We start from the raw sequence: 24,504 nt of genomic DNA on the forward strand, positions 1-24,504 counted from the left end.
GAGGCGATAATTGTGTTTATTTAAACGAACGTTTTATAGTTCTCATAGTAGTTGCTTGGCAGGAAAGACGCTAACCATTGAGGGCGATGGGGAGCGGGATGTTGTGCTGCTTTGCTCAGTTAGCGTATTTAACCGACAATGCTGCTTATCTTTCTCATTATTGAGTGCTATCAATGCAAGCAAACGCGATGCAGGCAAACGGGTTCTTTGACGAAATCGGTGAAACTATCGGCGAAACTATCCGTGTGGTGGTTGAATTTCTATTAGGCATTTTTACCAACTTCTTTGGAGCGTTCGGCGATTTTATCGACGGCCTCACTCGGTCGCTGGGAATCAATGATTCGTTTTTCAGCATTGCCGTCTTAGTGATCGGGCTGCTGATTCTATGGGGCGGTTTGCGCGCGTTTCTGCGCGGCTCGCTGCTAGGCGGTATTGTACGTACCGTGTTGGGGCTGTTTATTCTTTCATGGTTGATGATGTAGGCACACAGTGAGGAGTAGTAAATGAAGCAATATGCGTTAGTAGCCTACGACTATACGGATGAGGGCGCCTTGGGCCGTCGCTTGGCTTGTCGCGAGCCGCACCTGGAAGGCCTGCGTACCCTCCACCGTTCGGGTAATTTCGTCAGTGGTGGGGTGATATTGAACGATGAAGGCAAAATGATCGGCTCTAATGCACATTTCCGATTTGCCACGCGAGAAGATTTAGAGGCTTGGTTGGCGCAGGAGCCTTATATGACAGAGCGTGTTTGGGAACAGGTCGATATACGCGAAGTTAAACTGTTTGATCCTTCTATTTAGCTCTTCTATCTAGTATGACGAACGAGCCTGGGGTTTGTTTATAAAATTGTGCTTAAAAATAATCGTCCGCCTGGGGACTAGCCTGAATTAATTTGCCCTTGAGTCAGTTTCATCAGAGATATGATGGATCGTCATTTGCTTATTTGGTGCATTTTGGCATCATTTGCACTTATTTTGTGCAAAGCGAGTGCAATGAAAACTTATCTTGGCAAGATGCGGGGGCAGCCAGTTAAGCGCACCCGGGTAGGCTGGCAGGATGCTTTTTGGTCATGGGTCGGTGCCTTTACCGGTATGGCGGTCATTTGCTGGTTAAGCTCGACTTGGCTGTCGCAACAACTGCTAATCGTAGGCTCCTTCGGTGCAACCTCGGTGCTTATCTATGCGGCACCTGAGAGCCCCTTTGCTCAACCCAGTCATGTGCTGTTTGGCAGCATGCTCTCTGCCGGTATTGGCGTTGCTTGCTACCAACTGCTGGGGGCGACACCGCTCTCAATGGCTCTGGCCGTCTCACTGTCGGTGCTGGGCATGCAGCTAACCCACACGGTTCACCCGCCGGGAGCCGCGGCGGCTCTGATTGCGGTAGGCGGAGGTGCCAGCGTTCATCAATTGGGGTGGTGGTATCCGCTTTTACCAATCGGTGCGGGTAGTGTAGTGATGCTGATAATCGCCATCCTGGTCAATAACCTTGCCCGTCACCGTCGCTATCCACTCTACTGGTAGTGTTTTTAAAACCGGCTCAACTGCTGCTCTAGGGCAAAAATATGGGCGTCTTTGGCGCCTAGCTCGCGCAGCGCCTTGGCCAGATTGACTAGGTATTCGCGGTTGGGGCCGCTGGGGCCATGGGCGTTGGCAATCTGCTGGGCTATCTCGGCAAGCGGCGCCTCACCCAGGAAAGCTGGGTTGTCATCGCTGGCCAGGTAAATAAGTCCTTCACTCTGTTCAGTCCCGTTGCCATTGTCATCAACAAAGGTCAGCGGTACTTTTTCCCGCAAATAGCCGTTCTTCTCCCGCACATCCAGCGGGGCGAGCACTTCAGGGGTGATGCGGTAGGCCATGCCGAGGCAAATCGAATCCTTGGCGCGGATCAGCGTCGCTACACGCCCAGGTGCTTCAGGGGTGCCGCGATGGTCGTGGGAAGCCTGCCAAAACCGCCGTTCCCAGCCTTGAATATAAGCCGGGCGGCGCTCCAGGAAGTCAAAATCGGCCTTCCAGATCAGCGAGCCGTAGCCAAACAGCCAGATAGCCGCATGGCCCTCGAAGAAGTTTCTTTGCTGGTTTAAGGCAGTAGTGTCAAACATCAGTATCAAGCATCATGTTCTCGGCATATTTGTTTCAGCGTCTATCTTATCATGTCACTGACGACCACTTGGGAGACAGACATGCGCGCGATTTTTCTGGTTGATAATGGCTCCCTGCGGCCCCAGGCAACGCTGAATTTACGCCGCGTGGCGGCCTCGCTTAGCGAGCTGATTGGCAAAAGCGTGCAGGCGGCTTCGCTGCTGCACTCTAACAAGATTCCAGCCGAAGAGGTTGATGGCATACCTGCCACTACTCTTGGCCCCGCCGCTGAGCGCAGTGCCGAACAGGGAGCAACGGAGATTATCGTACTTCCGTTCTTTTTCGGCCCTAGCAGAGCGCTGACGGGCTACCTGCCTGAACGTATGGCCACGCTACAAGAGCGCTTTCCCCTTGTGAAAGTGCGTATAGCCCAGCCCTTGGTGGATGAGTTGGGTGATAACGACCTGCGTTTGGCCCATCTGCTGGCCGACAATGTGCGCGACAAGATTCAGTCAGGTACCAAGCCGCATGTGGCGCTAGTGGATCACGGCAGTCCGATTCCTGACGTTACTGCCGTGCGTAACCGCCTAGCGGGGCAGCTTAGTGTGCTGCTTGGTGAAGAGGTGGCCTGCGTTGCTGCTGCCTCCATGGAGCGCCGCGAGGGCGAGGAATACCGCTTTAACGAGCCGCTGTTGGAAAACTTGCTAGTGACACCCGAGTTCAAGGCAGGACCAGTTCTACTGGCGATGCTGTTTCTTTCGCCGGGGCGCCACGCCGGGGAGGGCGGCGATATCGCCGAGATTTGTGCGGCCGCTGAACAGCAGCACCCAGAGCTTTCCGTTACCACGACGAAACTGGTGGGGGAACACCAAGGGATCGTCGATATTTTGCACTCGCGGCTGCGCCAAGCGATTGATGGTGAACGTTTTCTACTCGAGCTTCCGGCGCGCATCTAATACCAATGGCTTGTGATGGGTGAATGCCCGCCCAATAGCGCGTAGAATCGCGGGCCTTTCGTATTGTAAATGTAAGATAACCGGGCTCCTTTTTGTGATCGCAACCGCCAATATCACCATGCAGTTTGGGGCTAAGCCCCTGTTTGAAAATGTCTCCGTTAAATTCAATAACGGTAACCGTTACGGCCTGATTGGCGCGAACGGCTGCGGCAAATCCACCTTTATGAAAATTCTCGGTGGCGATTTGGAGCCCTCTTCCGGCCAGGTGATGCTGGATAGCAGTACACGGTTGGGTAAGCTGCGTCAGGATCAGTTTGCGTTTGAGAATGAGCGGGTGATCGATACCGTCATCATGGGCAATGTTGAGCTCTGGTCAGTCGCGGCCGAGCGCGAGCGTATTTACTCGCTAGCCGAAATGAGCGAAGAGGACGGCATGGCCGTCGCTGATTTGGAAGTACGCTTTGCCGAGCTCGATGGCTACACGGCTGAACCCCGCGCGGGGGAGCTATTACTGGGCCTGGGCATACCCATTGAGCAGCATACCGGCCCGATGAGCGAAGTCTCGCCGGGTTGGAAGCTGCGCGTGCTGCTAGCCCAGGCGCTGTTCTCAGACCCGGATGTACTGCTGCTGGATGAGCCGACCAACCACCTGGATATCAACACTATCCGCTGGCTGGAAGATATTCTTAAAGCGCGCAGCAGTACCATGATTATCATCTCCCACGACCGCCACTTCCTGAATAGCGTCTGCACTCATATGGCGGATCTGGACTACGGTGAAATTACCCTGTTCCCGGGTAACTACGATGATTACATGACCGCTGCCACCGCCGCCCGCGAACGTCAGCACTCGGATAACGCCAAGAAGAAGGCCCAGATTGCCGAGCTACAGCAGTTCGTTAGCCGCTTCTCTGCCAACGCCTCGAAGGCTAAACAGGCCACGTCGCGAGCGCGTCAAATCGATAAAATCAAACTGGAAGACATCAAGCCATCCAGCCGGGTTAGCCCCTTTATCCGCTTTGATCAGGCCAAGAAGATACACCGCAACGCCGTTAATGTGGATGGCATTACCAAGAGTTATGATGGTGAAAAGCCGCTGTTCGAGCGTCTCTCCATGACCGTAGAAGCCGGTGAGCGGATTGCGATTATCGGCCCCAATGGCATTGGTAAAACCACGTTGCTGAAAACGTTAGCAGGCGAGCTGCACCCGGATGCGGGCGAAGTGAAGTGGACGGAAGCCGCTGAAGTGGGCGTTTTCGCCCAGGATCACAGCGACGATTTTGCCGTCGATGCCACGCTGTTTGAGTGGATGTCGGCATGGACGCAAGGTGGCGAACAGGTGGTTCGCGGCGCTCTGGGGCGCATGCTGTTTTCCAGTGATGATATCGGCAAGTCAGTGAAGGTGATTTCCGGTGGTGAGCAAGGGCGCATGCTGTTCGGTAAGTTAATCCTTACTCAGCCCAACGTCATGTTGATGGATGAGCCGACCAACCACTTGGATATGGAGTCTATCGAGGCATTAAACCTAGCCTTGGAGAACTATCCCGGCACGCTGCTGTTTGTCAGCCACGACCGTGAGTTTGTTTCATCGTTGGCCACACGCATTATTGATATGCAGCCTGATGGCATTGTCGATTTTAGCGGCAGCTATGATGATTATCTGCGCAGCCAGGGCGTTGTGTAAACGGCCTAACCGATGACGCGTTGATAGGTCGCATTTGTGGCGGGCTTTCGATCAGCATCGAGTAGCTCGCCCTGGAAAATCTCAACGGCCTGTTTGGCAAGATCAACGAACACGACCATCGGCTGGTTGCGCTGTTATTTCGGTTGCCGAGTTTTTCAGGATCCGTGTTGCGGTTTCGCTTCCAAAAAAACAGCCACGACCACGCCGCATTGGCTAAAAGCTGCAGCGCGCAAACCGCTAAGCTTGCCGTTCGCCAAGCCGACTCGTCAGCTATGTAGATGCGCCATGCGGCGATCGCCATCAATAGATACAGTATGCCCCAAGCGATAGGGAAAGCGATATTCGGTGGCGTCCAGCTTGGCTTACTTAGTTCGCGGAGCCAACCATCAGGCCGAAAGCGCACACCCAGTCGTGGCGGCATGGCCGACGAGCAGTAGAGACACCAGCAGCGCTAATAGCGAAGCAAGCATTCATTACCTGTATGTTCAAACGAAAGAATCAATAGCCTAGCAGCGTTTATCTAATGTGCTAAACACAAAGCCATTACTGAAAGCAATCGGTCAATGGTATTGTCTGAGTTTACCGTGTTCGCGCAAGGCAGTATTGTTTTGTCAAACAACCTAATGAAGCGCTGCTCATGAAATACTGCTCAACAACCGATGATATCGATAGTACCTTTCTGGCAAGTGCGGGAAGTGCTGCTTGGCATCGGCATATGGCGATCTTAGTAAGTTCATCGGGGCAGCGCGATTTCCCCTTACGCCTGGAGCAAGTGCTGCGTGCGATAACCGGTTTCGATACGATTCTGATCAATACCTACAAAGGGCGTCACAGGCCACTTCTGATTCATGATAATTACTCGCCAGAACATCGCCCCCAAGCGATAGATCGCTACCTCAGCGGGGCGTATTTATTGGATCCTTTTTTTACCGCTATGAGTGGTGGTCTGGATAGCGGAGTGCACCGTTTGCGGGAGCTAGCCCCTGATCGTTTTGAAGCCAGTGACTATTATGCCCACTATTATCGTGGGTTAGGTTTGGCGGATGAAGTGGGTCTCTTCGCACGTGTGGGGGATGATGTTTTGATGGTGGTATCGCTGGGTTTTCAGGCAGAAGCGCCCTTGAAGCGGCGTGCGCTGCAGGTGCTGAAGAATGTGGAGCCGATGATCGAAACCTTGTTAATGGAGTTCTGGAAATGGCAGGGCGCCCTCTTCCAGCCCACACTGGAAAAGTACGCCCCAGTGGAAGCTGCCTTCGCCAGCTTCGGTCGAGAGGTTTTAACGGCACGTGAACAAGAGATCGTTCGTCTGTTGCTCGCGGGGCACTCCACTAAATCGGCGGCCCGAGAGCTGGATATCAGTGATGGCACTGTGAAGGTACACCGCAAGCATATTTACCAGCGTCTGAATGTTTCTAGTCAATCGCAGTTGTTCCAGCTATTTCTTGAGCACGTGGCGCTCATTTCCCGGCAGTTGAGAGGTTAAGGCGCTAGGTTTGTAGCGCCATCCAGATGGTCTTGATCTCCGTATATTCGTCAATGGAGTGCAGTGATTTATCCCGCCCATTTCCAGACTGTTTTACCCCACCGAATGGCACTGTCATGTCCGGGCCAGCCCAGTTATTAACGTAGACTTGCCCGGAGTGCAGTTTGCGTGAAACGCGCATAATACGATCAATGTCCTGGCTCCAGACGGCGGCAGCCAAGCCGTAGTCGCTGTCATTGGCAAGCGCCAATGCTTCTTCTTCGGTCTCGAAGCCAAAAACCGACAGCACCGGTCCGAAGATCTCCTCGCGACCTATGGTCATGGCCGGGGTGACATCGTCAAACACGGTGGGAGGAATAAACAGCCCAGGGCTATCTAATGGCTGTCCGCCGGTACGTAGCGTGGCACCCTCTTCCTGCCCCAAGTGGATATAATCAAGCACCCGCTGGTATTGAGTGTCATCCACCATCGCCCCCATAAAACTCTGCGGGTCGAGTGGATCGCCTGGTTGCATGGCGGCAGCAGCGTCCACCACTTTCTCAACGAAGGCATCGCGAATGCGGTTTTCCACCAATAGCCGCGAGCCGGCGATACAGACTTCACCTTGGTTATGAAAAATGGCAGCGGCGGCGTGCTGAGCTGCGACGTCTAGATTTTTGCAGTCGGCAAAGATGATGTTGGGGCTTTTGCCGCCGCACTCCAGATAAACGCGTTTCAAGTTGGACTGGCCCGCGTACTGCATGAGCTGTTTACCCACTTGGGTGGAGCCGGTAAAAGCGAGACAGTCGACCTGCATCGACAGGGCCAGCGCTTTACCTACGGTATGACCATAGCCGGGGAGTACTTGAAACACCCCTGCGGGCAGGTCTGCTTGTTGGCTTAGTTGAGCAAGGCGTAGCGCCGATAACGGCGATTTTTCTGAGGGCTTGAGAATAACGCTGTTACCGGCCGCCAATGCCGGTGCAATCTTCCAGGCGGTCATCATTAGTGGGAAGTTCCAGGGGACGATGGATACCACTACCCCGAGTGGCTCGCGCACAATCAAACCGAGGTGATGGTTGTCCGTCGGGGCCACCTCACCGTAAAGCTTATCGATACTTTCGGCGGTATAGCGCAGGCAGCCGATGGCGCCGTCAATATCCCCCAGCGCACTGGTAATCGGTTTCCCCATATCCAGAGTGTCTAGCAGCGCAAGCTCGTGTCTATGGGCCTGCATTAACGCCGCAAGTTCAAGCAACGTGGCTTTGCGCTGACCTGGCGCGCGTCGCGACCACTCTCCTCGATCAAAGGCCTGCCGAGCAGCATGAGTAGCGAGCTCGGCATCAGCGTCATCACAGCTGGCGACCTTGGCTAACACCTCGCCGGTGGCTGGGTTCACCGTAGATAGGGTGGCGCCGCGCTGCGCATCGACAAAGGTGTCGTTGATATAGGCGCGGGTTTCAAAGGAGAGCGTGTCTGCCAGTGATTGCCACTCGGACTGGTTCGTGGGGACAGTTGTACTCATTGGGTAACCTCAAGGTAGTTAGCATTATGCAGTAGCGCGTCGCAAAGCACTTGGGCGCCAAGTGCACACTGCTCAGGCGTTGAGTACTCGGCTTCGTTATGGCTAATGCCATCGCGACAGGGAATAAAGATCATTGCGGTGGGAGCCACCCGTGCCACATTCACCGCATCGTGGCCCGCACCACTGAGCATTCGGCGGTAAGCAATGCCGCGTGTCCTTGTCGCCTGTTCGATGGACGCAATACACTGCTCGTTAAATGCGACCATTGGGGAGTTCCAGAGGCGTTGCGGCGATACCACGACACCAAAGGTCTCTACCAAGGCATCTAGCTCGGTATAAAAGCGGGCCTCCAGCGCGTCTAGCTGATCGTCGTGCACATGACGAAGATCGACAGTCATGGTGACCTGGGCAGGAATCACGTTGCGAGAAGGCGTATCGATCTCCAGACAGCCAAAGGTCACCTTGCTGTCACCGCTGGTGTCGGCGGCGGCGATGGCGTATAGACGATCAATGAGCCGGGCGGCAGCGGCGAGGGCGTCATGACGATATGCCATGGGGGTAGTGCCCGCATGAGCTGCGTTGCCTTCAATCGTCAGATCAAACCAGCGCATCCCTTGCACCCCGGTGACCACACCGATATCTAAGCCCTCCTCTTCAAGCACCGGCCCCTGTTCGATATGCAGTTCCAGAAAGCTGGCTAACCGAGGCTCGCCAATAGGCAGGCTGCCCTTCATGCCTGTCTCCTCAAGGGCCTGTCCAAAACTGACCCCCTGTTCGTCCTGGCGAGCTAGGGTCTCATCCACAGTAAACACCCCCGCATAGGTACCAGAAGCCACCATCGCGGGGGCAAAACGGCTGCCTTCTTCGTTCGTCCAAACGATCAGTTCCAGTGGTCGCTCGGTAACGATTTGGTGATCGTGCAGGGTGCGAAACACTTCCAGACCCGCGAGAACCCCCAGCACGCCGTCGAAGCGGCCACCTTTCGGCTGGGTATCCAGGTGGCTGCCGACAGCGGCGGGCGCCAGATCGTCACGTGCGCCGGGTCGACGAAAAAAAAGATTGCCCACTGCATCACTGCGAACGTGACAGCCAATGTCGGCGCACCACTCAATCAATAGCTGCCGACCGGCAGTATCTTCGGGTGTCAGTGCCAAGCGGTTGCTGCCGCCATTGGGGGTAGCGCCGATCTCAGCCATCGCCATTAAACTTGACCATAATCGCTGGGCATCAATGGAAACTTGCATGGCGTATCTCCTGTTGTGTTTGTTGGGTTAAGGAGATCCACCTTAGGCGGCCTTCCGCGCAGCCGATATACCCCAATCGGGATATATTCCCGGCACTGTTTTCCCCGCTAGCCTGTGAAGCCACCTCTACAACGGCTTCCTAATAAGCGAGGGCATAATGATGACTCAGCAACAGGCGCAAGCCTCTTACGACGCGCAAGACCTTTGGCAAAAAGATAAAAATCACTTTATTCACCCCTTCACCGACTTCAGCTTGTTCCACGAAAAAGGCTGTGACTTGATTACCGACAGTGATGGCATCTATGTCGAAGATGTACACGGCAATCGCTTTATCGATGGGATTGCAGGCCTGTGGTGTGTCAATGTGGGCCACGGCCGTGCCGAAATTGGCCAGGCGATGGCCGAGCAAGCCACTCGCATGGCCTACTTTTCCACGTTTAATAACCTATCCAATGCCCCGGCCACTGAGCTGGCTGCCAAGCTGGCCGAGCTTGCGCCTGCCCACTTGAACCATGTGTTTTATAGCTGCGGCGGATCAGCGGCAAACGATGCCACCATCCGGCTTGTGCATTACTACTTCAATCGCTTGGGCAAGCCTTCGAAAAAGCGGATCTTGTCGCGCACCAATGCCTACCACGGCACTACCTACATGGCGGCGAGCCTGACCGGTATTGCCAGCAATAACTGGCAGTTCGATACGCTTGATCTGGTGACACATTTGAGCGAAGCCAACTGCTATCGCCGTCCAGAGGGGATGAGTGAGGCCGGGTACTGTGATCACCTGGTCGATGAACTTGAGCAGACCATTGACCGGCTAGGGGCAGATAACATAGCAGCCTTCATTGCTGAGCCCATTATGGGCGCGGGCGGCGTATTGGTGGCACCGCAGGGGTATCACTCCCGCGTACAGGCCATATGCCGTGCCAACGATATTCTGTTTATTGCTGATGAAGTGGTGACGGGCTTCGGTCGTTTAGGGCATTTCTTTGCTTCAGAAGCCGTGTTTGAAACCCAGCCCGACATTATCAACGTGGCAAAAGGGCTTTCATCTGGATATGCCCCACTGGGGGCAACGCTGATATCTGACAACCTTTATGAGGTACTCAGCACCCCTCAAGGCCCGGGCGGGGTGTTGAGCACTGGATTCACCTACTCAGGGCATCCCGTTAGTTGTGCTGCAGCGTTAAAAAATATCGAAATCATTGAACGCGAAGGCATTTGTGAAAATGTTTTAGATGTTGGCCCTTATCTTGAGTCACAGCTCAAAACCCTCGCCTCTCATGAAACGGTAGGCGATATACGTGGCAGCCATTTCATGATGGCGATTGAAAATGTGGCAGATAAAACGACCAAGGAGTTGCTCCCAGTGGAAGCACGCGTGGGTGACCGCGTGGCGGCTGAAGCACAGAAGCGAGGCTTAATAATTCGACCCGTCGGCCATCTCAATATCATTTCTCCGCCCTTGATCTGGACGCGCCAAGTCGTGGATGAAGTCGTCGCGATTCTTGATGACGCTTTTGCCGCCACCACGCGCTCTCTCAAAGCGGATGGTTATCTATAAGCACTTGCTATTAGGGACGGGCGTTAGCGCCCGTCTTGAGTAGTGATCTACTACAACGATAAAGAGGTATAACCAATGGAAGAGTATGGAGTTTTAAGCCTTATACCCACGCTAGTGGTTTTAGTCATGGCGATTATTACCAGGCGCACGATTGAGTCCCTGTTGTCTGGGGCGTTGGTAGGCTTATTAATGTTTCAACCTCTCAATGTTATTACCCAAGGGTCGGATATACTGCTATCGGTATTGGGTAATGACACGGTGACGTGGATTATTCTGGTATGCGGGCTATTTGGTAGCTTGATTGCCTTGCTGGTAAAAACGGGCGGCGTGTTAAGTTTTGGTGATGCCGTTACCCGACGCATCCATACCCGTCGACAAAGCTTGTTAGCTACCTGGGGGCTGGGACTAATAATTTTTGTCGACGACTATCTCAATGCGCTGACCATTAGCGCTTCCATGAAGAAAGTCACTGATCGCTTTAACATATCCCGCGAGAAGTTAGCGTATATCGTTGATTCCACCGCTGCGCCAATCTGTATTCTTGTACCCTTTTCCACCTGGGCTGTGTTCTTTGCAGGTTTGCTGGAAGAGAACAATGTCGCTGGTAACGGCATGGAGCTGTACATCCAAGCCATACCGTTTATGTTTTACGCTTGGATAGCGGCGGCGCTGGTGCCCTTGGTGGCATTGGGCATTATCCCCAACCTTGGCCCGATGCGAACAGCTGAGGCCCGTGCTGAAGCTGGCCAGCCGCAACCAGATGGCGTTGACGACAGCGCGCTGGAAATAGAAGACACAGGCAAAAAACGCCCTCATCTGCTCAATTTTCTGCTTCCCATTGCGACGCTGATTTTCTTCACCTGGTATTTTGAGATTGATGTGCTGCGCGGCGTGATTGTGGCGCTTGCAGTGACGCTAGTGCTTATCGCGGTGCAACGGCTGTTAAGCTTTAACGATACGTTTGACACCGCGCTGGATGGTTTCAAAGCCATGATTATGCCACTCGGCACGCTGGTGGCTGGGTTTGTGCTTAAGGAGGTGAATGACCTACTTGGCTTAACCAACTATGTGATCGAGAGTGTTCAGCCTTTAATGACCGCGGGTATGCTACCGGCGGTTGTCTTCGTCACCATGGCCTTTCTCGCTTTTGCGACCGCCTCCTTCTGGGGACTGTTTGCCGTGGCGATGCCTATCGTATTACCGCTTGCCAGTAGTATGGATGCGCATATGCCGCTCGTTGTGGGGGCTTTAATCTCCGCCAGTGCCTTCGGCAGCCACGCCTGCTTTTACGGTGATTCAACAGTACTTTCTGCCCAAGGGGCGGGGTGTACGCCAATGGCCCATGCGTTAACGCAACTTCCCTATGTCTTAATAGCCGCTGGCGTGGCCACTGGCTTCTTTATAGTGGTGGGAAATATATGAAACACGACACTAGCATACCTGCAACTGCCACCGACTCTCTGACGGGCGAGGCAACACCCAAAACGTTGGGCTTTTCGATGCCGGCGGAGTTTGCCCCCCATGCTGCCTGCTGGATGCTGTGGCCCCAGCGCCCAGATACATGGCGCTATGGCGCAAAACCCGCCCAGCAAGCCTTTGTCGATGTAGCGCTAGCGATTGCCGAGAGTGAGACGGTCTTTGTGGGTGTCAATGATGAGCAGTATGAAAATGCCCGCAATCAGCTGCCTGCGCATATTCGGGTGGTTGAGCTGTCCAGCAATGATGCCTGGATGCGCGATGTCGGGCCCACCTTTATAACTCACCCCGATGGGCGGCTCGCCGTGGTGGACTGGGAGTTCAATGCCTGGGGCGGGTTGAAGGAGGGGCTCTACTTCCCATGGGACAAAGATAAGCGGATTCGCTGTAAAATCAGTGAGATGCTGGGTATTCCGCGCTTCGAAGCCCCACTCGTATTAGAAGGAGGAGCCATTCATGTGGATGGTGAAGGTACGCTTATCACCACAGAAGAGTGCTTGCTGAATCCTAACCGTAATCCGGAGATGAGCCGCGCCACGATCGAACACTGGCTGCAGGAGTATTTAGGCGTCAGTCACATCATCTGGTTACCGCGTGGCTGCTATCTCGACGAGACCGATGGCCACGTGGATAACCTGTGCTGCTTTATTGCGCCTGGCCATGTGGCGCTAACGTGGTGTGAGGATGAGCAGGATCCCCAGGGCGCTATTTGTCGGGAAGCATTGCGCGTGCTGGAAAATGCCACGGATGCTCAAGGCAGGCGGCTCACGATTCATAAACTTCCGCAGCCAGGCCCGCTCCATATTGCCGACGATGAAGCCAGTGGGATTGATCGCCTGAACAGCTCGCATCCCCGGTTACCTGGGGATCGCATGGCAGGCTCTTACGTCAACTTTTATATTAGTAACTCGGTCATTGTAATGCCCTTGCTGGATCCTCGTTACGATGAACAGGCTAAAGGCATTCTATCCCGGTTATTTCCCACGAAGAGGGTGATCGGCGTTACGGCAAGGGAAATACTGCTTGGTGGTGGGAATATTCACTGCATTACTCAGCAGCAACCACGCGTGTAGCGTTTCGCAGGAAAAACGCCCTGTTCAGTCACAGGCTGAACAGGGCGCGGGGGGTTATATTTGGCTATTACTGGATGCGGTCATAGCCATTATCCATAAACGGATAATCGGTGTAGCCCTTCTCATCGCCGCCGTAGAAGGTTTCATGGCTGGGCTCGGTGAGCGGTGCGCTAACGCGGAAGCGTTCCGGTAAATCAGGATTGGCAATATAGGGGCGTCCGAAAGCAACCGCATCCGCAGTGTTTTCACTAATGCGGGCTTCAGCGCGCTCGGCATCGTAATTACCGCAGTAGATCAGGCTGCCGCTAAAACGCTTGCGCATCTGCTCGCGGAAACCGTCAGGGAAGGTGATATCACCACCGGCCCAGTTGGGTTCGTTAAGATGCAGATAGGCAAGGCCGCGCTTTGACAACTGCTCGGCCATGTAGAACGCCATCGCTTCTGGCTCATCGTCGATCAGGCCAAACAGTTCGATAAACGGCGTCATGCGAATGCCGACCCGGTCAGCGCCATAAATTTCAATCACTGCGTCGACCACTTCCAGCGGGAAGCGGGCGCGGTTTTCTAATGAACCGCCGTACTGGTCGGTACGCTGGTTGGTGCCGGTGGCCAGGAACTGGTTCAGCAGGTAAGCGTTAGCGGCGTGGACTTCGACCATATCGAAACCGGCCCGCTTGGCGCGCACAGCCGCCTGGCGGTAGTCGTCTACGATGCCGGGAATCTCATCGGTTTCCAGCGCTCGTGGTGTGCTGGTAGGGTGCTGGCCTGCGGTGCCATCTTCAAACTCGACGAAACACTGGGCGCCTTCACCTTTCAGCGCACTCGGCGCAACGGGCTGTTGACCATCAGGTTGAACCATTTCATGGGAAACACGCCCAACGTGCCACAGCTGCAGCGCAATGCGGCCACCCTTAGCGTGTACCGCGTCCACCACGCCTTTCCAGCCAGCTTCCTGCTCATCTGTCCAAATGCCAGGCGTATACACATAGCCACGGGCAGTGGGGGAGATGTTAGTGGCTTCGCTAATAATCAGCCCCGCACCCGCACGCTGGCCGTAATAAGCTTCCTGCATCTTGCCCGGTACGCTATCTGGCGTACGCGAACGAGTCAGCGGCGCCATGATCACCCGGTTAGGAATCGATAGGCTACCCATCTGGGTGGGAGTAAACAGTGTTTCGAAAGCCATCAACTAAGCTCCTTTTGAATGCTTCGATGAAATAGTAAATGCTAGAATAGACCAGTTTACTATTAAGTGCCAGTTAGGAAGAGGGCGTAACAAAACACGCTGATCGTCCCCAGGCCGAGCGCTTCTGGAATTTTCCGCTGGTCGTCATTGAAGAAGCGGTGGTGAATGCGGTGTATAACCGTTCTTATGAAATTCGTGAGCCCATTGAGATCCGTATTGATGGTCAGGAACTTGTGGTGCTTAGCTTCCCAGGGCCAGACCGCTCTATTCGCTTGCAAGACCTGCAGGCAGGTAAAGCAGTCAGCCGCCGCTATCGAAACCGGCGTATCGGCGAGTTTTTAAAAGAGCTGGATTTAACCGAAGGCCGTTCAACGGGCGTGCCAAAAATTCTTCGAGTGATGAAGGGGAACGGTTCTCCAGAACCGGTGTTCGAAACCGACGATGAACGCAGTTACTTTTTAATTCGCTTACCCGTTCATAGAGGGTTTTTGGTTGATAAGGACATAGCCCCTGTAGCAACTAAGCAAGTAACCGAACAAGTAATACGGTTATTGCAAGCTCTGCTTGAAGAGCCAATGAGCACTAAAGCACTTCTTGAGGCGTTATCACTCACGCATCGCCCGACGTTATATACAAAATTATTTACAACCGGCACTGGCATTGATTGAAATGACACAATCTGGCTCGCCGCGTAGCCCAACCCAAAAATATCGATTAACAGGCCTAGGTAAGCAAGTGCTTGCCACTAAGAATACACATCAATAAACCCTAACCTTTCCAAGGTCTGGAGCGTCGCTACTTGCCTGCTACCATGCTAGTGCTCCTCACTAGATATCTGCTGGACTAGTGATGCCCCAATGCTCGGTCAGTGCCACTTCATCCACGGCCAACGGCGTTTGGCAGGAGTATCGATCTGCTGGAGCGCGCTAGAGAGCGGCAACATAATGGCCCCCAGTTGACGATGGCAGACGGCGCTACTGAGTACACCTGGGCACTGTTTGAGTAGCAGCTCGCACTGCTGGGAGGCGATATAAAGCTGTTCGATAACAGGTGGGGCGAACAGCGGTTTGGCTTGTTGGCAGCAGCGAGTGAGTTCCCGCGATAGCATTGAAAGCATGCTGGTATCGAGCCAGCAGGGCAGCGGGTCTTCCAAGCGGCCAGCAATAGAGTGCTGTACCGCTTCAAAAGAGGTGCGCAAAAATATGACTGTTTGGCGAAGTTGCCGCTGCTCGCTCGTCATCCCACTGCCCCCTCACGCTGATTACATCTGGTGGGCATAAGCCCGATCCGTTACTTAATGAAAAGATAGTGTTTCTCATTTGCATCTATGCTGACGATAGCGCTACTTCACGAATCTGTCAATGCGAGGCCTGTCAATGCAAGGACTTGTCAATGCTGTGGCTATCAGGGCAGTAGGCTATGAGCGCGCCTCAAACAGCTGCCAGTCGTTGTTGGTGAGTGGTTTGGCTCCTTGTTTGGTCACTACCACGGTATCGCTTATCCCCACGCCCCACTCCCCGGGCACACGCAGGCATAGCGGCAGGTGAAAAACCATATTGGTTTCAAACGTGCGGTTCTGGCCTTTGGCGATAAAGCCGGTGCCCTCCACCCAGCTAGGTGGAAACTGCGCGCCCACAGCGTAGCCAAATACACCGGAAAAGAAATACTGGTCGCGCTGAGGGGCGAGCAGGGCGTCGGCAGCCTTGGCGGCGTCATCAAAGGTGTTGCCTGGCCGCATGGCGCTGCACAGTGTTTCAAAAATTGAGCGGCATAGATCCCGGGTGGCAGAGAGAGCCGGGCTTGGCACGCCTGTCACCGCGGTGCGCATCATGGGGGCTGTGTAACGTTGATAAGCGGCGCCAAACTCCAAGAAGACCGGCTCATTGGCTTGGATGACACGCCGTTTATGGTTGACGTGAATCACGCCGATGCGGTGGCCGCTGGTCACAATGGGCTGCAGGCTCATAAACTCGCTGCCATTTTCGAGCAGCGCTTTGGCGCCCGCAGCGGCAATATCGTTATCGGTCATGCCGGGGCGAATGCTCTGTATGGCGATCTCTAAACCTAGGGCGGTGATTCGCGCGCTCTCTTGCAGCACCTCAAGTTCAGCGGGGCTTTTTACAATTCTAATCGCATCGACTAATACGCCTGCTTCGCAAAAGCGCTCACGGCCGATGGTCTGCAGCAGTGCATCAATCACGCCAAAGCGCAGCCCCGCACTCCAGCCATCGATGCCGATTTTTTGGCAGTGGGTCAGCAGATCCGCCAATGGCGCGATGATTTCGTCGAGGTTTTCCCAGCGGTAGCCAATAATCTCATCAACCTGAGCGGTGACCACTGCTGCGCCGGTTTCAATTGAAGCGACCTGCAGCACTAACCGCTCCTGTGTGCAAACCAGGCAGGCGTGGACCGAGACTTCAAAGGTGTGATAGCCGGTGAGGTAATTAATGTCGGCGGGATCGGTAAGCAGTAGTGCATCTAAACCATGTGCGGTCATTGCCTGACGGATCTTACCCAGGCGTGCCTGATATTCGGCAGCGGGAAAGGGCAGTTCACTCTGGGCGAGCGTTTCCGCAAGGGCTTCGCGGTAGTGTTGATAATCCATAGAGACCTCCATCAATCGATAAGGTCAGTATAGGCCTCTATTGGAAGATCACTTTTATAGCCCTCAACGCGAAAGCCCTAATGTCGATATGCTTCAGCCCACTCTCTGGTGAGGGTAGGCTTTTGCTAAACGTGAGTGCGGCTTACGAGGCAACATGAAAGCCCATGGTCGCCTGTACGGCACGCTTCCAGCCATCGTAGAGATCGTCACGCTTTTCCGCGCCCATCTTGGGTGTAAAGCGGCGTTCGATGGCCCATTGCTCGGCGATTTGCTCCCGTGATTCCCAGAAGCCCAGGGTCAGGCCGGCCAAGTAGGCTGCTCCCAGCGCCGTGGTCTCGCTAACCTCGCTGCGTAACACGTCGACGCCCAGAATATCGGCCTGGAACTGGGCCAGAAAATTGTTGGCGATCGCGCCACCGTCGGTGCGCAGTTCCGTCAGGTCTAGATTGGCGTCAGCCTGCATGGCCTTGAGCACGTCGGCGCTTTGATAGGCCATGGACTCGATCGCCGCGCGAATGAATTGCTCCTTGCTTGTGCCCCTTGATAGGCCGAACATCGCGCCGCGCACGTTGGAGTTCCAGTAGGGGGCACCCAAGCCGGTGAACGCCGGTACGAAATAGACGCCGTCGCTGTCGCCAGCGCGTTCGGCGTAGGCTTCGGAATCAGAAGACTTGCCGAGCATGCGTAGGCCGTCGCGTAGCCATTGGACGACTGAGCCGGCCACGAACACCGCGCCTTCCAAGGCGTATTCGATCTCGCCGTCAACCTCCCAGGCAATGGTTGTCAGCAGGCCGTTTTGCGAGGCGGTGGCTTCAGTGCCGGTATTCATGAGTGTGAAGCAGCCGGTGCCATAGGTGTTCTTGGCCATGCCGGGCTTAAAGCAGGCCTGACCGAACAGGGCGGCCTGCTGGTCGCCGGCAATGCCCGCAATCGGCAACGCTACGCCAAAGAAGTATTTGGGCAGCACGTTGCCATAGACTTCGCTGCTCGATTTTACCTCGGGCAGCATCGACTCGGGCGCGCCGAACAGCGCCAGGAGTTCCGGATCCCATTGACGATTGCGGATATTGAACATCATCGTGCGCGAAGCATTGGTGACGTCGGTGACATGCACCTTGCCGCCGGTCAGGTTCCAGATCAGCCAGGAATCAATGGTGCCAAACAGCAGATCTCCGTTGTCGGCTTTCTCCTTGACGCCCTCCACGTTGTCGAAGATCCACTTCAGTTTGGTGCCCGAAAAATAGGCGTCTATTACCAAGCCGGTCTTGTCGCGAACCATGTCGGCGTGGCCTGCGTCACGCAGTTCATCGCAAATCTCGGCTGAATGGCGTGACTGCCAGACAATGGCGTTATAGACCGGCTGGCCGGTGTGCTTGTCCCAGACAACCGTGGTTTCGCGCTGATTGGTGATGCCGATGCCGACAATGTCCGAGACATCAATCTGGGTGTTATTGATCACCTCGGTGAGCGTGGTCAGCACGCTGGTCATGATGTCGCGCGGGTTGTGCTCTACCCAGCCCGGTCGGGGGAAGATCTGCTCAAACTCGCGCTGGGCAGTTCCGGCAATCCGACCGTCATGGTCGAACAGTATGGCGCGGGAACTGGTCGTACCCTGGTCGATCGCGAGTATGTATTTCTTTTTCTGGCTCATGGAAGGCCACTCCTGTTGTTCGTTGCTAAAAAATTGATCCATCTGGGTGGGTTAGTAGACGTAAGCCAAAAGTGCAGCCAGAACGCTACCGATGACAGGGCCGAGTATCGGAATCCAGGCATAGCGCCAGTCGCTAGGGCCCTTGTTTTTGATCGGCAGGACAGCGTGAGCGATGCGCGGGCCAAGATCACGCGCCGGATTGATGGCGTAACCTGTCGTGCCACCCAGCGAAGCCCCGATCGAGACGACCAATAGTGCGACTGCCAATGGCCCGAGGCCGGAAGGCGTGTTACCGAACATGATGATCACGAAGATCAATACGAATGTGCCGATGATCTCGCTGATCAGATTCCAACCATAGGATCGAATGGTTGGCGCCGTGGAGAAAGTGGCAAGTTTGATCGCGCCATCCTCGGTGTCATCGTACTGTTTCTTGTAGGCAAGATAGCAAGCGAGCGCGCCTAGGAAACCACCGATGAACTCGGCCACAAAGTAGGCCAAGGTCGTGGCGATATTGATCGGGATACCGCTGGCATACTCCTCGGCTGGCCCGATAAGCAGCGCCAGCGTCACGGCCGGGTTGAGATGCGCCCCGGTATCGTAGGCAACGTACACACCGCAGAACACGGCAAGCCCCCAGCCGAAGAAAATCACGATGCCATCGCTGCCGTTACCGTTTGTTTTGTTCAGCAGGACGTTGGCTACCACGCCGCAACCCAGCAGCGTTAGGAACGCTGTACCCGCAGTTTCATGGAGCAGTATCGTTCCTAAAATATTCATGAGGCCCCGCCGCTGTAATGACGATAGCGGTCGGATAAGCCAGGATGCACAGGCTCGGCAGTGCCGATGGAGGTGAGGGCAGTGAGCTGGCCAGTCATGATTTCATCCTTCTTGTTGCGCCATTCACATCCATGGCAGTTGAATTCGTTGCTTCGTCTCTAGATTCGTCTCTAAGCTGCTGGGATGGCTTTGGTCGGCTCTGCGAAAAAGCGGTCGAGGTAATCGGCAAGCCTGGATTGTTCGCTGTCATTGAGGCGTAGCCCGAGTTTGGAACGCCGCCAAAGAATGTCCTCGACGGTGCGCGCCCATTCGTGGGCGCACAGATAATCGACTTCGGCGGCGTACAGATCGGCGCCAAAGTGCTCCCCCAGATCGATCAGACTTTTGGCGTCAGCGACGATGTTGCGCACCCGGGTGCCGTAGTTGAAAACCATACGATTGGTCATACCCAGTGGAAGGAAGGGATGACTGGCCTGTAGCGACTTGAATAAATGCTGCGGTTTCGCCTCTTCGCCGCCGGGGAGTGGATGGCCGTTACCGGTCCAGGCTTTTTTCTGGTTGCCAAGTTCGGGTGCCAGTTGATCGACGGCGTCTTCAGCCAGGCGTCGATAGGTCGTCAGCTTACCGCCAAAGATGTTAAGCAGTGGGGCACCGCCGGAGGTATCGAGCTGGATACGGTAGTCGCGGGTGATCTCGCTGGCATTATCCTCATGGTCATCGAGGAGAGGGCGCACGCCAGAGTAGCTCCAGATGACGTCGTCTGGAGCGATAGGCTGTTGGAAATAGCGATTAACCGATGCACATAGATAATCGATCTCGTCCTTATCGATGGCAACCTTGTTGGGAGCACCATGGTGCTCAACGTCGGTCGTGCCGATAAGCGTGAAATCCCCCTCGTAGGGAATGGCGAATACGATGCGGCCATCGGGTTGCTGGAAGATATAGGCGTCGTCGTGGTCGAACAGCTTGTTCACCACGATATGGCTGCCCTTTATCAAGCGCAGCGAGTGCGAGTGATCCAACGCAGCGACCCCATCGAGGAAGTTTACGGCCCAAGGCCCAGCTGCATTGACCAGCCCACGGGCGGTGACCTGGATCGTTTCACCTTCGTTGGTGCGCAAGGTGACGGTCCATCCTTCGGTGCTGCGCACCGCCTTTTCGGCACGCGTGCGCGTCATGATGTGTGCGCCACGGCTGGCTGCATCCATGCAGTTGAGCACTACCAGACGGGCATCTTGTACCCAGGCGTCCGAATAGACGAAGCCCTTCGTGAGTTCCGGCTGCAGTGGCGTCCCGGCCGGATGATCGGCGAACTTAACACCGTGCGAGCCTTCGAGCGTCTGTCGTCCACCCAGGTGGTCGTACATAAAAAGCCCGGTTCTGATCATCCAGGCCGGGCGTAGATGTTTCTGATGAGGCAGGATGAAACGCATCGGCCAGATGATGTGCGGCGCAGCCTTGAGCAGTATTTCACGCTCGGAAAGGGCCTTGGCCACGAGCTTGAATTCGTACTGCTCGAGATAACGCAGTCCACCGTGGATTAGCTTGGTCGAAGCCGACGAGGTGTGACTGGCGAGATCATCAGCTTCGACCATCAGCACCGAAAGCCCGCGCCCTGCCGCATCCCGCGCGATGCCAGCGCCGTTAATGCCGCCGCCGATAACGATCAGATCGTAGGTTTCATTGTGCATGTTCGATTTCGCCTATCAATGTTCTAATTTGATCATTATGACTCGAAATCGAACATTTTTAAGTAATCAAAAGGTCGTAAACGAAACTTTTGCCTGTGGCATTGACCAGCAATATGAAATGCAGCCCCAATAGGGCTTTGATCAGTTTGTCGAGGGAAATTTTAGGCAGAGATAATTGTCTCTGCTTAGAAAATATTATCGTTATAAGTCATTGTATTATGGAATTTTTTTCGCTATTGATAAATAACAAGCGTCAGTACGCTCATCTTCTGATAGCTGAGGAGTCGACAGGCGAAACGATGGCGATATTTTCGAAATAAAACATGCGTAAGTGTTAATATTCCGCCGGAAGTGTGGCTGTTTCTTACCGCAAATTAAAACGGGCTCCAGCGCGGCCGTTAGCGAAACGTCAACAGGCCTAATGGCTTAGCAAAAATACCCCTTGCATGAAGTAGAAAACCCCAATGCCGGTAACGATCCAGCGGGTCCAGGTGCGGAAGTTAGCATCGGTGAGGCGATGCAAAATGCGGTTCCCTGCTTGAGTGCCGAGCATGGCAAAGGGCGCGGCCAGCAAAACGATGCCCCATTCGCCCGCGCTGAGCGCCATGGCGGCACCCAGGTAGAAGATGATCTTAATGCTATGAGCCACCACCTGTATCATTGCCTTGGTCGCCACGACTTGGCGGCGATCCATCTGGGAGCGCACGAAGAAGATATCGATCAGTGGCCCGGAAACCCCCGCGGCAATCGTCAAACCGCCAGAGGCGATGCCACAGCACAGCGCGTGGCTGGCGCGGTTGGCATCCAGGTGAAACCAGCGCTTGGGCAACCACACCAGAATCGGCATCAAGCCAATCAATAGCGATACGCTGGCGGCGTTGGGGCTGTAATTAAACAGCAGCAGTAAGCCAGCGGCGCTCAGCACGCCCAGCGTCATAAAGGCGACGATACGCCAGACAATATAGCGCCGCGAGAGCCACGCGCGTGATCCATTTGCGGTGAGCTGTATCACGCCGTGCACCGCCATCGCCGTGCCTGCGGGAAAGATCAGCAGTAGAAACCACAGCAGTACCAAACCGCCTGCCATGCCAAACACACCGGAGAGCATCGAGGTGAAAAACACCACGCTAACCAGTGTCGCACCCATCCATAGTGACATCGTCAAATCCCTTAGCTACGGCAAAACGGCCAAATCTGATAAAACTTGCGACACTGAAACTCTGATTCACATGCGTTGAGCTGGGCTTGGTAACGATTAGCGCGGGCCGCTATTTGTCTGCCCGCACTCAATACCTGAGGCTTACCGCGATAAGTGCCCCGTTGGTAGCCGCCCGCGCCTTCGTGGTAGGCGTAGTAGAGATGCTCAGGATTGCTCAGCGATATACCCGCCTGCTGCTGGGATCGGCGGTTGTACCAGCCAATAAAATCGGTGGCGTGTTTCATATGCGTGCGCCGGGCAAACAGGCTGCCCGCTTGATCCTCATACTCCTCCCAAACCGGGTCTTGGGCCTGGGCGTAGCCCTTGGCAGAGGAGGGGCGCGGGCCGGGAATAAAGCCTAGGTAGTATTTGCGGTCTGGGCGGATGTGGCTGCGAAACGAAGACTCTTGTTGAATGAATGCCATCTGGGTGGCGATCGGCGTGCCCCACTTCTCCTGTGATTCTTGGGCATAGTCGTACCAACTGGGCTGCTCGCGAAATATCTCGCAGATATTGCTCTGATCCTCGGGCGGGTTGGGCGCAAAGGTAGCGCAACCAGAGAGGAGCAGCACAAAGCTCAGCGCTACCCACAAACGAAGCTTATTGAAAGCCAACGGTAGAGCAGGCAATGAGAGCGGAGAAAAACTATCAACAGGGTGATGCATCAAATAGTCCTTGTGAATAAGTCCTTGGAAGCTTGTGGGTAAGCTGTGAGTTTTATTATTTAACAACAGCGATTGTGCAACCCAAACGGCTAGCGTAGTAGCACCTCCAGGCAGCGCCTTAGCCGCTGTGCCTCGCGCACTAGGGTTTCTCCCGAGAGCATACCCACCCCCATAACAAGGCCTGAACGTGCGTCGCCTTTTGCGCACACCGGGCTGAGTGGGCGCACAATTAAGTGCTCTTTTAACAGCGTTTGGGCAATCTGTACGTCGTTGATGCCGGGCTCAAACTCAACGCATAGGCTGATGGCACTGCTGGGCGGGGAGACGCTGCGCACCTGGGGAAGCGAGCTTAGCTGGCCATGCATCACCTGCTGGCGCCCTAAGTAGTCGCGCTGAATACGCCGACACCAGGCATCCAAATCGCCATCAAAAATAAACTGTGCCAGTACGGCTTGATCCAGCATGCGGCCTTCGCGAAAAAGCTCGCTGCGCAAGCGGTTCACCGGCCCGGCTAAATGACGAGGTACGACTAAATAGCCTAACCGCAGCCCTGGAAACATCATCTTGGAAAACGAGCCCACCAGCAAGTGACGCTCCGAGTGTGGGTCGAAGAGCAGGTTGAGATGGTCGTCGCGGTTGAACTCGTAATCATCTTCGACGATATAAGCGGGCGCCAAGGCATCGCATAAGCGCTGTTTATCCACAGCGCTGGTGGGCACGCTAAGTGGGTAGTGGTGCGAGCCGGTCAGGTAGGCCAGCTTGATCGGGCCAGAATCAGGCGGAAGGGTGTGCCCCTGTCCTGGCAGCCACGCTACCGGTTCGATTTCCAAACCCGCGGCGGTAAACACATTGCGCGCCCCCCAGTAGCAGGGCGACTCCATGGCAACGGTATCGCCCTCATCGGCCAGTGCCGTGGCGCATAGCTGAATGCCATTGTGGGTGCCGTCGGTGATGATGATCTGCTCCGTGTCGCAGTGAATATTGCGCCAGCGCGCCAAGAAGTCGCGTATCGCGCGCTTTAGCGGGCCGTAGCCACCGGTTGAGTAGGAGAGCAGTAGGGCATTCTGCGGCACGGTAACGCTGGCGTAGAGCTGTCGCCACTTACGCATTGGGAACTGGGCGATATCAGGAATACCGGGCACGAAGGCACCGCTTTGTATTGCGCTAGCGCCAGGGCCATCCAGCACCCGCTGGGCGCGTTGAGAGAGCTGCGCATTGCCCCGCAGGGGAGAGCTTAACGACGCGGGCCTGCACGTCCAGGTGCCTTGGCCATGGGCGGTTTTCAGCAGTGACTCTTCGAGTAACGTATGAATCGCCAGCGCCAGGGTTTGGCGGGCAACGCCAAGCGCATCCGCCAACTGGCGATGGGAGGGCAGCCTTAGTCCAGAAGGCCACTGCTGGGCAATGGCCTGACGTAGCGCCTGCTCAATTCGCACCTGCTTACTCAACCGCTCCGGCTGGAGTGCATAAAGTTGTACAAGTTGGTGCACGACCTCCTTGCGATCCATCTGGACGCCTCCCTTCACACCGGTTAGACCGCTAATGGCGGGCCATTAGACGAAAGCATTATAAAAGCAGCGCACTCTTTTGGTGCGTTGAAAAAGTGGTCTAGTCGAACGCTAAAGTGGTGCATTCTTGTTTTCTCCCTCGCCTGCTAGCGTGTTGCTAT

General features: G+C 55.1%; 24 protein-coding genes. 11 read left to right on the forward strand and 13 right to left on the reverse strand.

The genetic code is table 11. From position 1 onward, the window contains the following. Nucleotides 1-188: 188 nt before the first annotated feature. The 3 genes from QT230_RS09770 (at nt 189) to QT230_RS09780 (ending at nt 1,520) form a co-directional block, all read left to right on the forward strand. On the forward strand, nt 189-482 hold the full coding sequence (locus tag QT230_RS09770) for a hypothetical protein (RefSeq protein ID WP_308321799.1): 294 nt from the start codon (nt 189-191) through the stop codon (nt 480-482). A gap of 21 nt (nt 483-503) precedes the next feature. Continuing rightward, on the forward strand, nt 504-800 hold the full coding sequence (locus QT230_RS09775) for a YciI family protein (RefSeq protein ID WP_308321486.1): 297 nt from the start codon (nt 504-506) through the stop codon (nt 798-800). Between the two features lie 192 nt (nt 801-992). Next, complete coding sequence (locus QT230_RS09780) at nt 993-1,520, forward strand: HPP family protein (RefSeq protein WP_308321488.1); 528 nt, start codon at nt 993-995, stop codon at nt 1,518-1,520. Nucleotides 1,521-1,525: 5 nt separating this feature from the next. On the opposite strand, the gene QT230_RS09785 is transcribed toward QT230_RS09780, so the two are convergent. Beyond that, complete coding sequence (locus QT230_RS09785) at nt 1,526-2,098, reverse strand: gamma-glutamylcyclotransferase (RefSeq protein WP_308321489.1); 573 nt, start codon at nt 2,096-2,098, stop codon at nt 1,526-1,528. A gap of 81 nt (nt 2,099-2,179) precedes the next feature. Here QT230_RS09785 and QT230_RS09790 point away from each other — a divergent pair, with 81 nt between their 5' ends. Both QT230_RS09790 and QT230_RS09795 read left to right on the forward strand, forming a co-directional pair. Further along, complete coding sequence (locus QT230_RS09790; protein ID WP_308321490.1) at nt 2,180-3,034, forward strand: CbiX/SirB N-terminal domain-containing protein; 855 nt, start codon at nt 2,180-2,182, stop codon at nt 3,032-3,034. A 94-nt stretch (nt 3,035-3,128) separates the two neighbouring features. Continuing rightward, the gene (locus tag QT230_RS09795) at nt 3,129-4,718 is read left to right on the forward strand and encodes an ABC-F family ATPase (protein WP_308321491.1); all 1,590 of its coding nucleotides are present in this window, start codon (nt 3,129-3,131) and stop codon (nt 4,716-4,718) included. Here QT230_RS09795 and QT230_RS09800 read toward each other — a convergent pair. Continuing rightward, nucleotides 4,672-5,139, reverse strand: a complete 468-nt coding sequence (locus QT230_RS09800; RefSeq protein ID WP_308321492.1) for a TspO/MBR family protein — start codon at nt 5,137-5,139, stop codon at nt 4,672-4,674. The genes QT230_RS09795 and QT230_RS09800 overlap by 47 nt on opposite strands. A gap of 216 nt (nt 5,140-5,355) precedes the next feature. On the opposite strand from QT230_RS09800, the gene QT230_RS09805 reads away from it, so the two are divergent. After that, entirely contained in the window at nt 5,356-6,201 is an 846-nt protein-coding gene (locus QT230_RS09805; protein WP_308321493.1) for a LuxR C-terminal-related transcriptional regulator, read from the forward strand. A 4-nt stretch (nt 6,202-6,205) separates the two neighbouring features. Here the strand turns inward: QT230_RS09805 and QT230_RS09810 are convergent, their stop codons facing one another. Further along, nucleotides 6,206-7,705, reverse strand: coding sequence for an aldehyde dehydrogenase (locus QT230_RS09810; protein WP_308321494.1), 1,500 nt, complete (start codon nt 7,703-7,705; stop codon nt 6,206-6,208). Next, the gene (locus QT230_RS09815) at nt 7,702-8,949 is read right to left on the reverse strand and encodes a M20 family metallo-hydrolase (protein WP_308321495.1); all 1,248 of its coding nucleotides are present in this window, start codon (nt 8,947-8,949) and stop codon (nt 7,702-7,704) included. Before QT230_RS09815 ends, QT230_RS09810 begins: the two co-directional genes overlap by 4 nt. Before the next feature lie 160 nt (nt 8,950-9,109). Here QT230_RS09815 and QT230_RS09820 point away from each other — a divergent pair, with 160 nt between their 5' ends. From QT230_RS09820 to aguA, 3 genes are all read left to right on the forward strand, one after another. Then, nucleotides 9,110-10,510 carry an aminotransferase gene (locus QT230_RS09820; protein ID WP_308321801.1) on the forward strand — a complete coding sequence of 467 codons (1,401 nt, stop codon included), beginning with the start codon at nt 9,110-9,112 and terminating at the stop codon, nt 10,508-10,510. Between the two features lie 75 nt (nt 10,511-10,585). Beyond that, complete coding sequence (locus QT230_RS09825) at nt 10,586-11,932, forward strand: Na+/H+ antiporter NhaC family protein (RefSeq protein WP_308321496.1); 1,347 nt, start codon at nt 10,586-10,588, stop codon at nt 11,930-11,932. Beyond that, nucleotides 11,929-13,059 carry an agmatine deiminase gene (gene aguA / locus QT230_RS09830; protein WP_308321497.1) on the forward strand — a complete coding sequence of 377 codons (1,131 nt, stop codon included), beginning with the start codon at nt 11,929-11,931 and terminating at the stop codon, nt 13,057-13,059. The genes QT230_RS09825 and aguA overlap by 4 nt, the downstream gene beginning before the upstream one ends. Nucleotides 13,060-13,126: 67 nt before the next feature. Here the strand turns inward: aguA and QT230_RS09835 are convergent, their stop codons facing one another. Beyond that, on the reverse strand, nt 13,127-14,245 hold the full coding sequence (locus tag QT230_RS09835; RefSeq protein WP_308321498.1) for an alkene reductase: 1,119 nt from the start codon (nt 14,243-14,245) through the stop codon (nt 13,127-13,129). Nucleotides 14,246-14,406: 161 nt separating this feature from the next. On the opposite strand from QT230_RS09835, the gene QT230_RS09840 reads away from it, so the two are divergent. Beyond that, nucleotides 14,407-14,913 (forward strand): ATP-binding protein, encoded by a 507-nt coding sequence (locus QT230_RS09840; RefSeq protein ID WP_308321499.1) that lies wholly within the window; start codon nt 14,407-14,409, stop codon nt 14,911-14,913. A 1-nt stretch (nt 14,914) separates the two neighbouring features. Beyond that, on the forward strand, nt 14,915-15,010 hold the full coding sequence (locus QT230_RS20860) for a hypothetical protein (protein ID WP_374694458.1): 96 nt from the start codon (nt 14,915-14,917) through the stop codon (nt 15,008-15,010). A gap of 100 nt (nt 15,011-15,110) precedes the next feature. On the opposite strand, the gene QT230_RS09845 is transcribed toward QT230_RS20860, so the two are convergent. The 8 genes from QT230_RS09845 to QT230_RS09880 all read right to left on the reverse strand — a co-directional run bounded on the left by QT230_RS09845 (nt 15,111) and on the right by QT230_RS09880 (nt 24,343). Beyond that, nucleotides 15,111-15,485, reverse strand: a complete 375-nt coding sequence (locus QT230_RS09845; RefSeq protein WP_308321500.1) for a hypothetical protein — start codon at nt 15,483-15,485, stop codon at nt 15,111-15,113. A 177-nt stretch (nt 15,486-15,662) separates the two neighbouring features. Beyond that, nucleotides 15,663-16,850, reverse strand: a complete 1,188-nt coding sequence (locus QT230_RS09850) for a Xaa-Pro peptidase family protein (RefSeq protein WP_308321501.1) — start codon at nt 16,848-16,850, stop codon at nt 15,663-15,665. Nucleotides 16,851-16,992: 142 nt separating this feature from the next. Next, nucleotides 16,993-18,501, reverse strand: a complete 1,509-nt coding sequence (gene glpK, locus QT230_RS09855; protein WP_308321502.1) for a glycerol kinase GlpK — start codon at nt 18,499-18,501, stop codon at nt 16,993-16,995. Between the two features lie 51 nt (nt 18,502-18,552). Further along, entirely contained in the window at nt 18,553-19,281 is a 729-nt protein-coding gene (locus QT230_RS09860; protein ID WP_308321503.1) for an MIP/aquaporin family protein, read from the reverse strand. A 170-nt stretch (nt 19,282-19,451) separates the two neighbouring features. Continuing rightward, entirely contained in the window at nt 19,452-20,972 is a 1,521-nt protein-coding gene (glpD, locus tag QT230_RS09865) for a glycerol-3-phosphate dehydrogenase (RefSeq protein WP_308321504.1), read from the reverse strand. 418 nt (nt 20,973-21,390) lie between these two features. Next, entirely contained in the window at nt 21,391-22,131 is a 741-nt protein-coding gene (locus QT230_RS09870; protein WP_308321505.1) for a sulfite exporter TauE/SafE family protein, read from the reverse strand. Between the two features lie 11 nt (nt 22,132-22,142). Continuing rightward, a complete protein-coding gene (locus tag QT230_RS09875; protein ID WP_308321506.1) occupies nt 22,143-22,835 on the reverse strand; it encodes a lysozyme-like domain containing protein in 693 nt (230 codons plus the stop codon). A gap of 89 nt (nt 22,836-22,924) precedes the next feature. Next, nucleotides 22,925-24,343: a PLP-dependent aminotransferase family protein gene (locus tag QT230_RS09880; protein WP_308321507.1), complete on the reverse strand. Its 1,419-nt coding sequence runs from the start codon at nt 24,341-24,343 to the stop codon at nt 22,925-22,927. Between the last annotated feature and the right edge of the window lie 161 nt (nt 24,344-24,504).

It is taken from the genome of Halomonas sp. SpR8 (assembly GCF_031010195.1).
GTDB lineage: Bacteria > Pseudomonadota > Gammaproteobacteria > Pseudomonadales > Halomonadaceae > Vreelandella.

Bases quoted from the DNA above. Each gene is read 5' to 3' on its own strand.
- QT230_RS09770 (WP_308321799.1), top strand. From the start codon at position 189: ATGCAGGCAAACGGGTTCTTTGACGAAATCGGTGAAACTATCGGCGAA.
- QT230_RS09775 (WP_308321486.1), top strand. From the start codon at position 504: ATGAAGCAATATGCGTTAGTAGCCTACGACTATACGGATGAGGGCGCC.
- QT230_RS09780 (WP_308321488.1), top strand. From the start codon at position 993: ATGAAAACTTATCTTGGCAAGATGCGGGGGCAGCCAGTTAAGCGCACC.
- QT230_RS09785 (WP_308321489.1), bottom strand. From the start codon at position 2,098: ATGTTTGACACTACTGCCTTAAACCAGCAAAGAAACTTCTTCGAGGGC.
- QT230_RS09790 (WP_308321490.1), top strand. From the start codon at position 2,180: ATGCGCGCGATTTTTCTGGTTGATAATGGCTCCCTGCGGCCCCAGGCA.
- QT230_RS09800 (WP_308321492.1), bottom strand. From the start codon at position 5,139: ATGCCGCCACGACTGGGTGTGCGCTTTCGGCCTGATGGTTGGCTCCGC.
- QT230_RS09805 (WP_308321493.1), top strand. From the start codon at position 5,356: ATGAAATACTGCTCAACAACCGATGATATCGATAGTACCTTTCTGGCA.
- QT230_RS09810 (WP_308321494.1), bottom strand. From the start codon at position 7,705: ATGAGTACAACTGTCCCCACGAACCAGTCCGAGTGGCAATCACTGGCA.
- QT230_RS09815 (WP_308321495.1), bottom strand. From the start codon at position 8,949: ATGCAAGTTTCCATTGATGCCCAGCGATTATGGTCAAGTTTAATGGCG.
- QT230_RS09820 (WP_308321801.1), top strand. From the start codon at position 9,110: ATGACTCAGCAACAGGCGCAAGCCTCTTACGACGCGCAAGACCTTTGG.
- QT230_RS09825 (WP_308321496.1), top strand. From the start codon at position 10,586: ATGGAAGAGTATGGAGTTTTAAGCCTTATACCCACGCTAGTGGTTTTA.
- aguA (WP_308321497.1), top strand. From the start codon at position 11,929: ATGAAACACGACACTAGCATACCTGCAACTGCCACCGACTCTCTGACG.
- QT230_RS09835 (WP_308321498.1), bottom strand. From the start codon at position 14,245: ATGGCTTTCGAAACACTGTTTACTCCCACCCAGATGGGTAGCCTATCG.
- QT230_RS20860 (WP_374694458.1), top strand. From the start codon at position 14,915: ATGACACAATCTGGCTCGCCGCGTAGCCCAACCCAAAAATATCGATTA.
- QT230_RS09845 (WP_308321500.1), bottom strand. From the start codon at position 15,485: ATGACGAGCGAGCAGCGGCAACTTCGCCAAACAGTCATATTTTTGCGC.
- QT230_RS09850 (WP_308321501.1), bottom strand. From the start codon at position 16,850: ATGGATTATCAACACTACCGCGAAGCCCTTGCGGAAACGCTCGCCCAG.
- glpK (WP_308321502.1), bottom strand. From the start codon at position 18,501: ATGAGCCAGAAAAAGAAATACATACTCGCGATCGACCAGGGTACGACC.
- QT230_RS09860 (WP_308321503.1), bottom strand. From the start codon at position 19,281: ATGAATATTTTAGGAACGATACTGCTCCATGAAACTGCGGGTACAGCG.
- glpD (WP_308321504.1), bottom strand. From the start codon at position 20,972: ATGCACAATGAAACCTACGATCTGATCGTTATCGGCGGCGGCATTAAC.
- QT230_RS09870 (WP_308321505.1), bottom strand. From the start codon at position 22,131: ATGTCACTATGGATGGGTGCGACACTGGTTAGCGTGGTGTTTTTCACC.
- QT230_RS09875 (WP_308321506.1), bottom strand. From the start codon at position 22,835: ATGCATCACCCTGTTGATAGTTTTTCTCCGCTCTCATTGCCTGCTCTA.
- QT230_RS09880 (WP_308321507.1), bottom strand. From the start codon at position 24,343: ATGGATCGCAAGGAGGTCGTGCACCAACTTGTACAACTTTATGCACTC.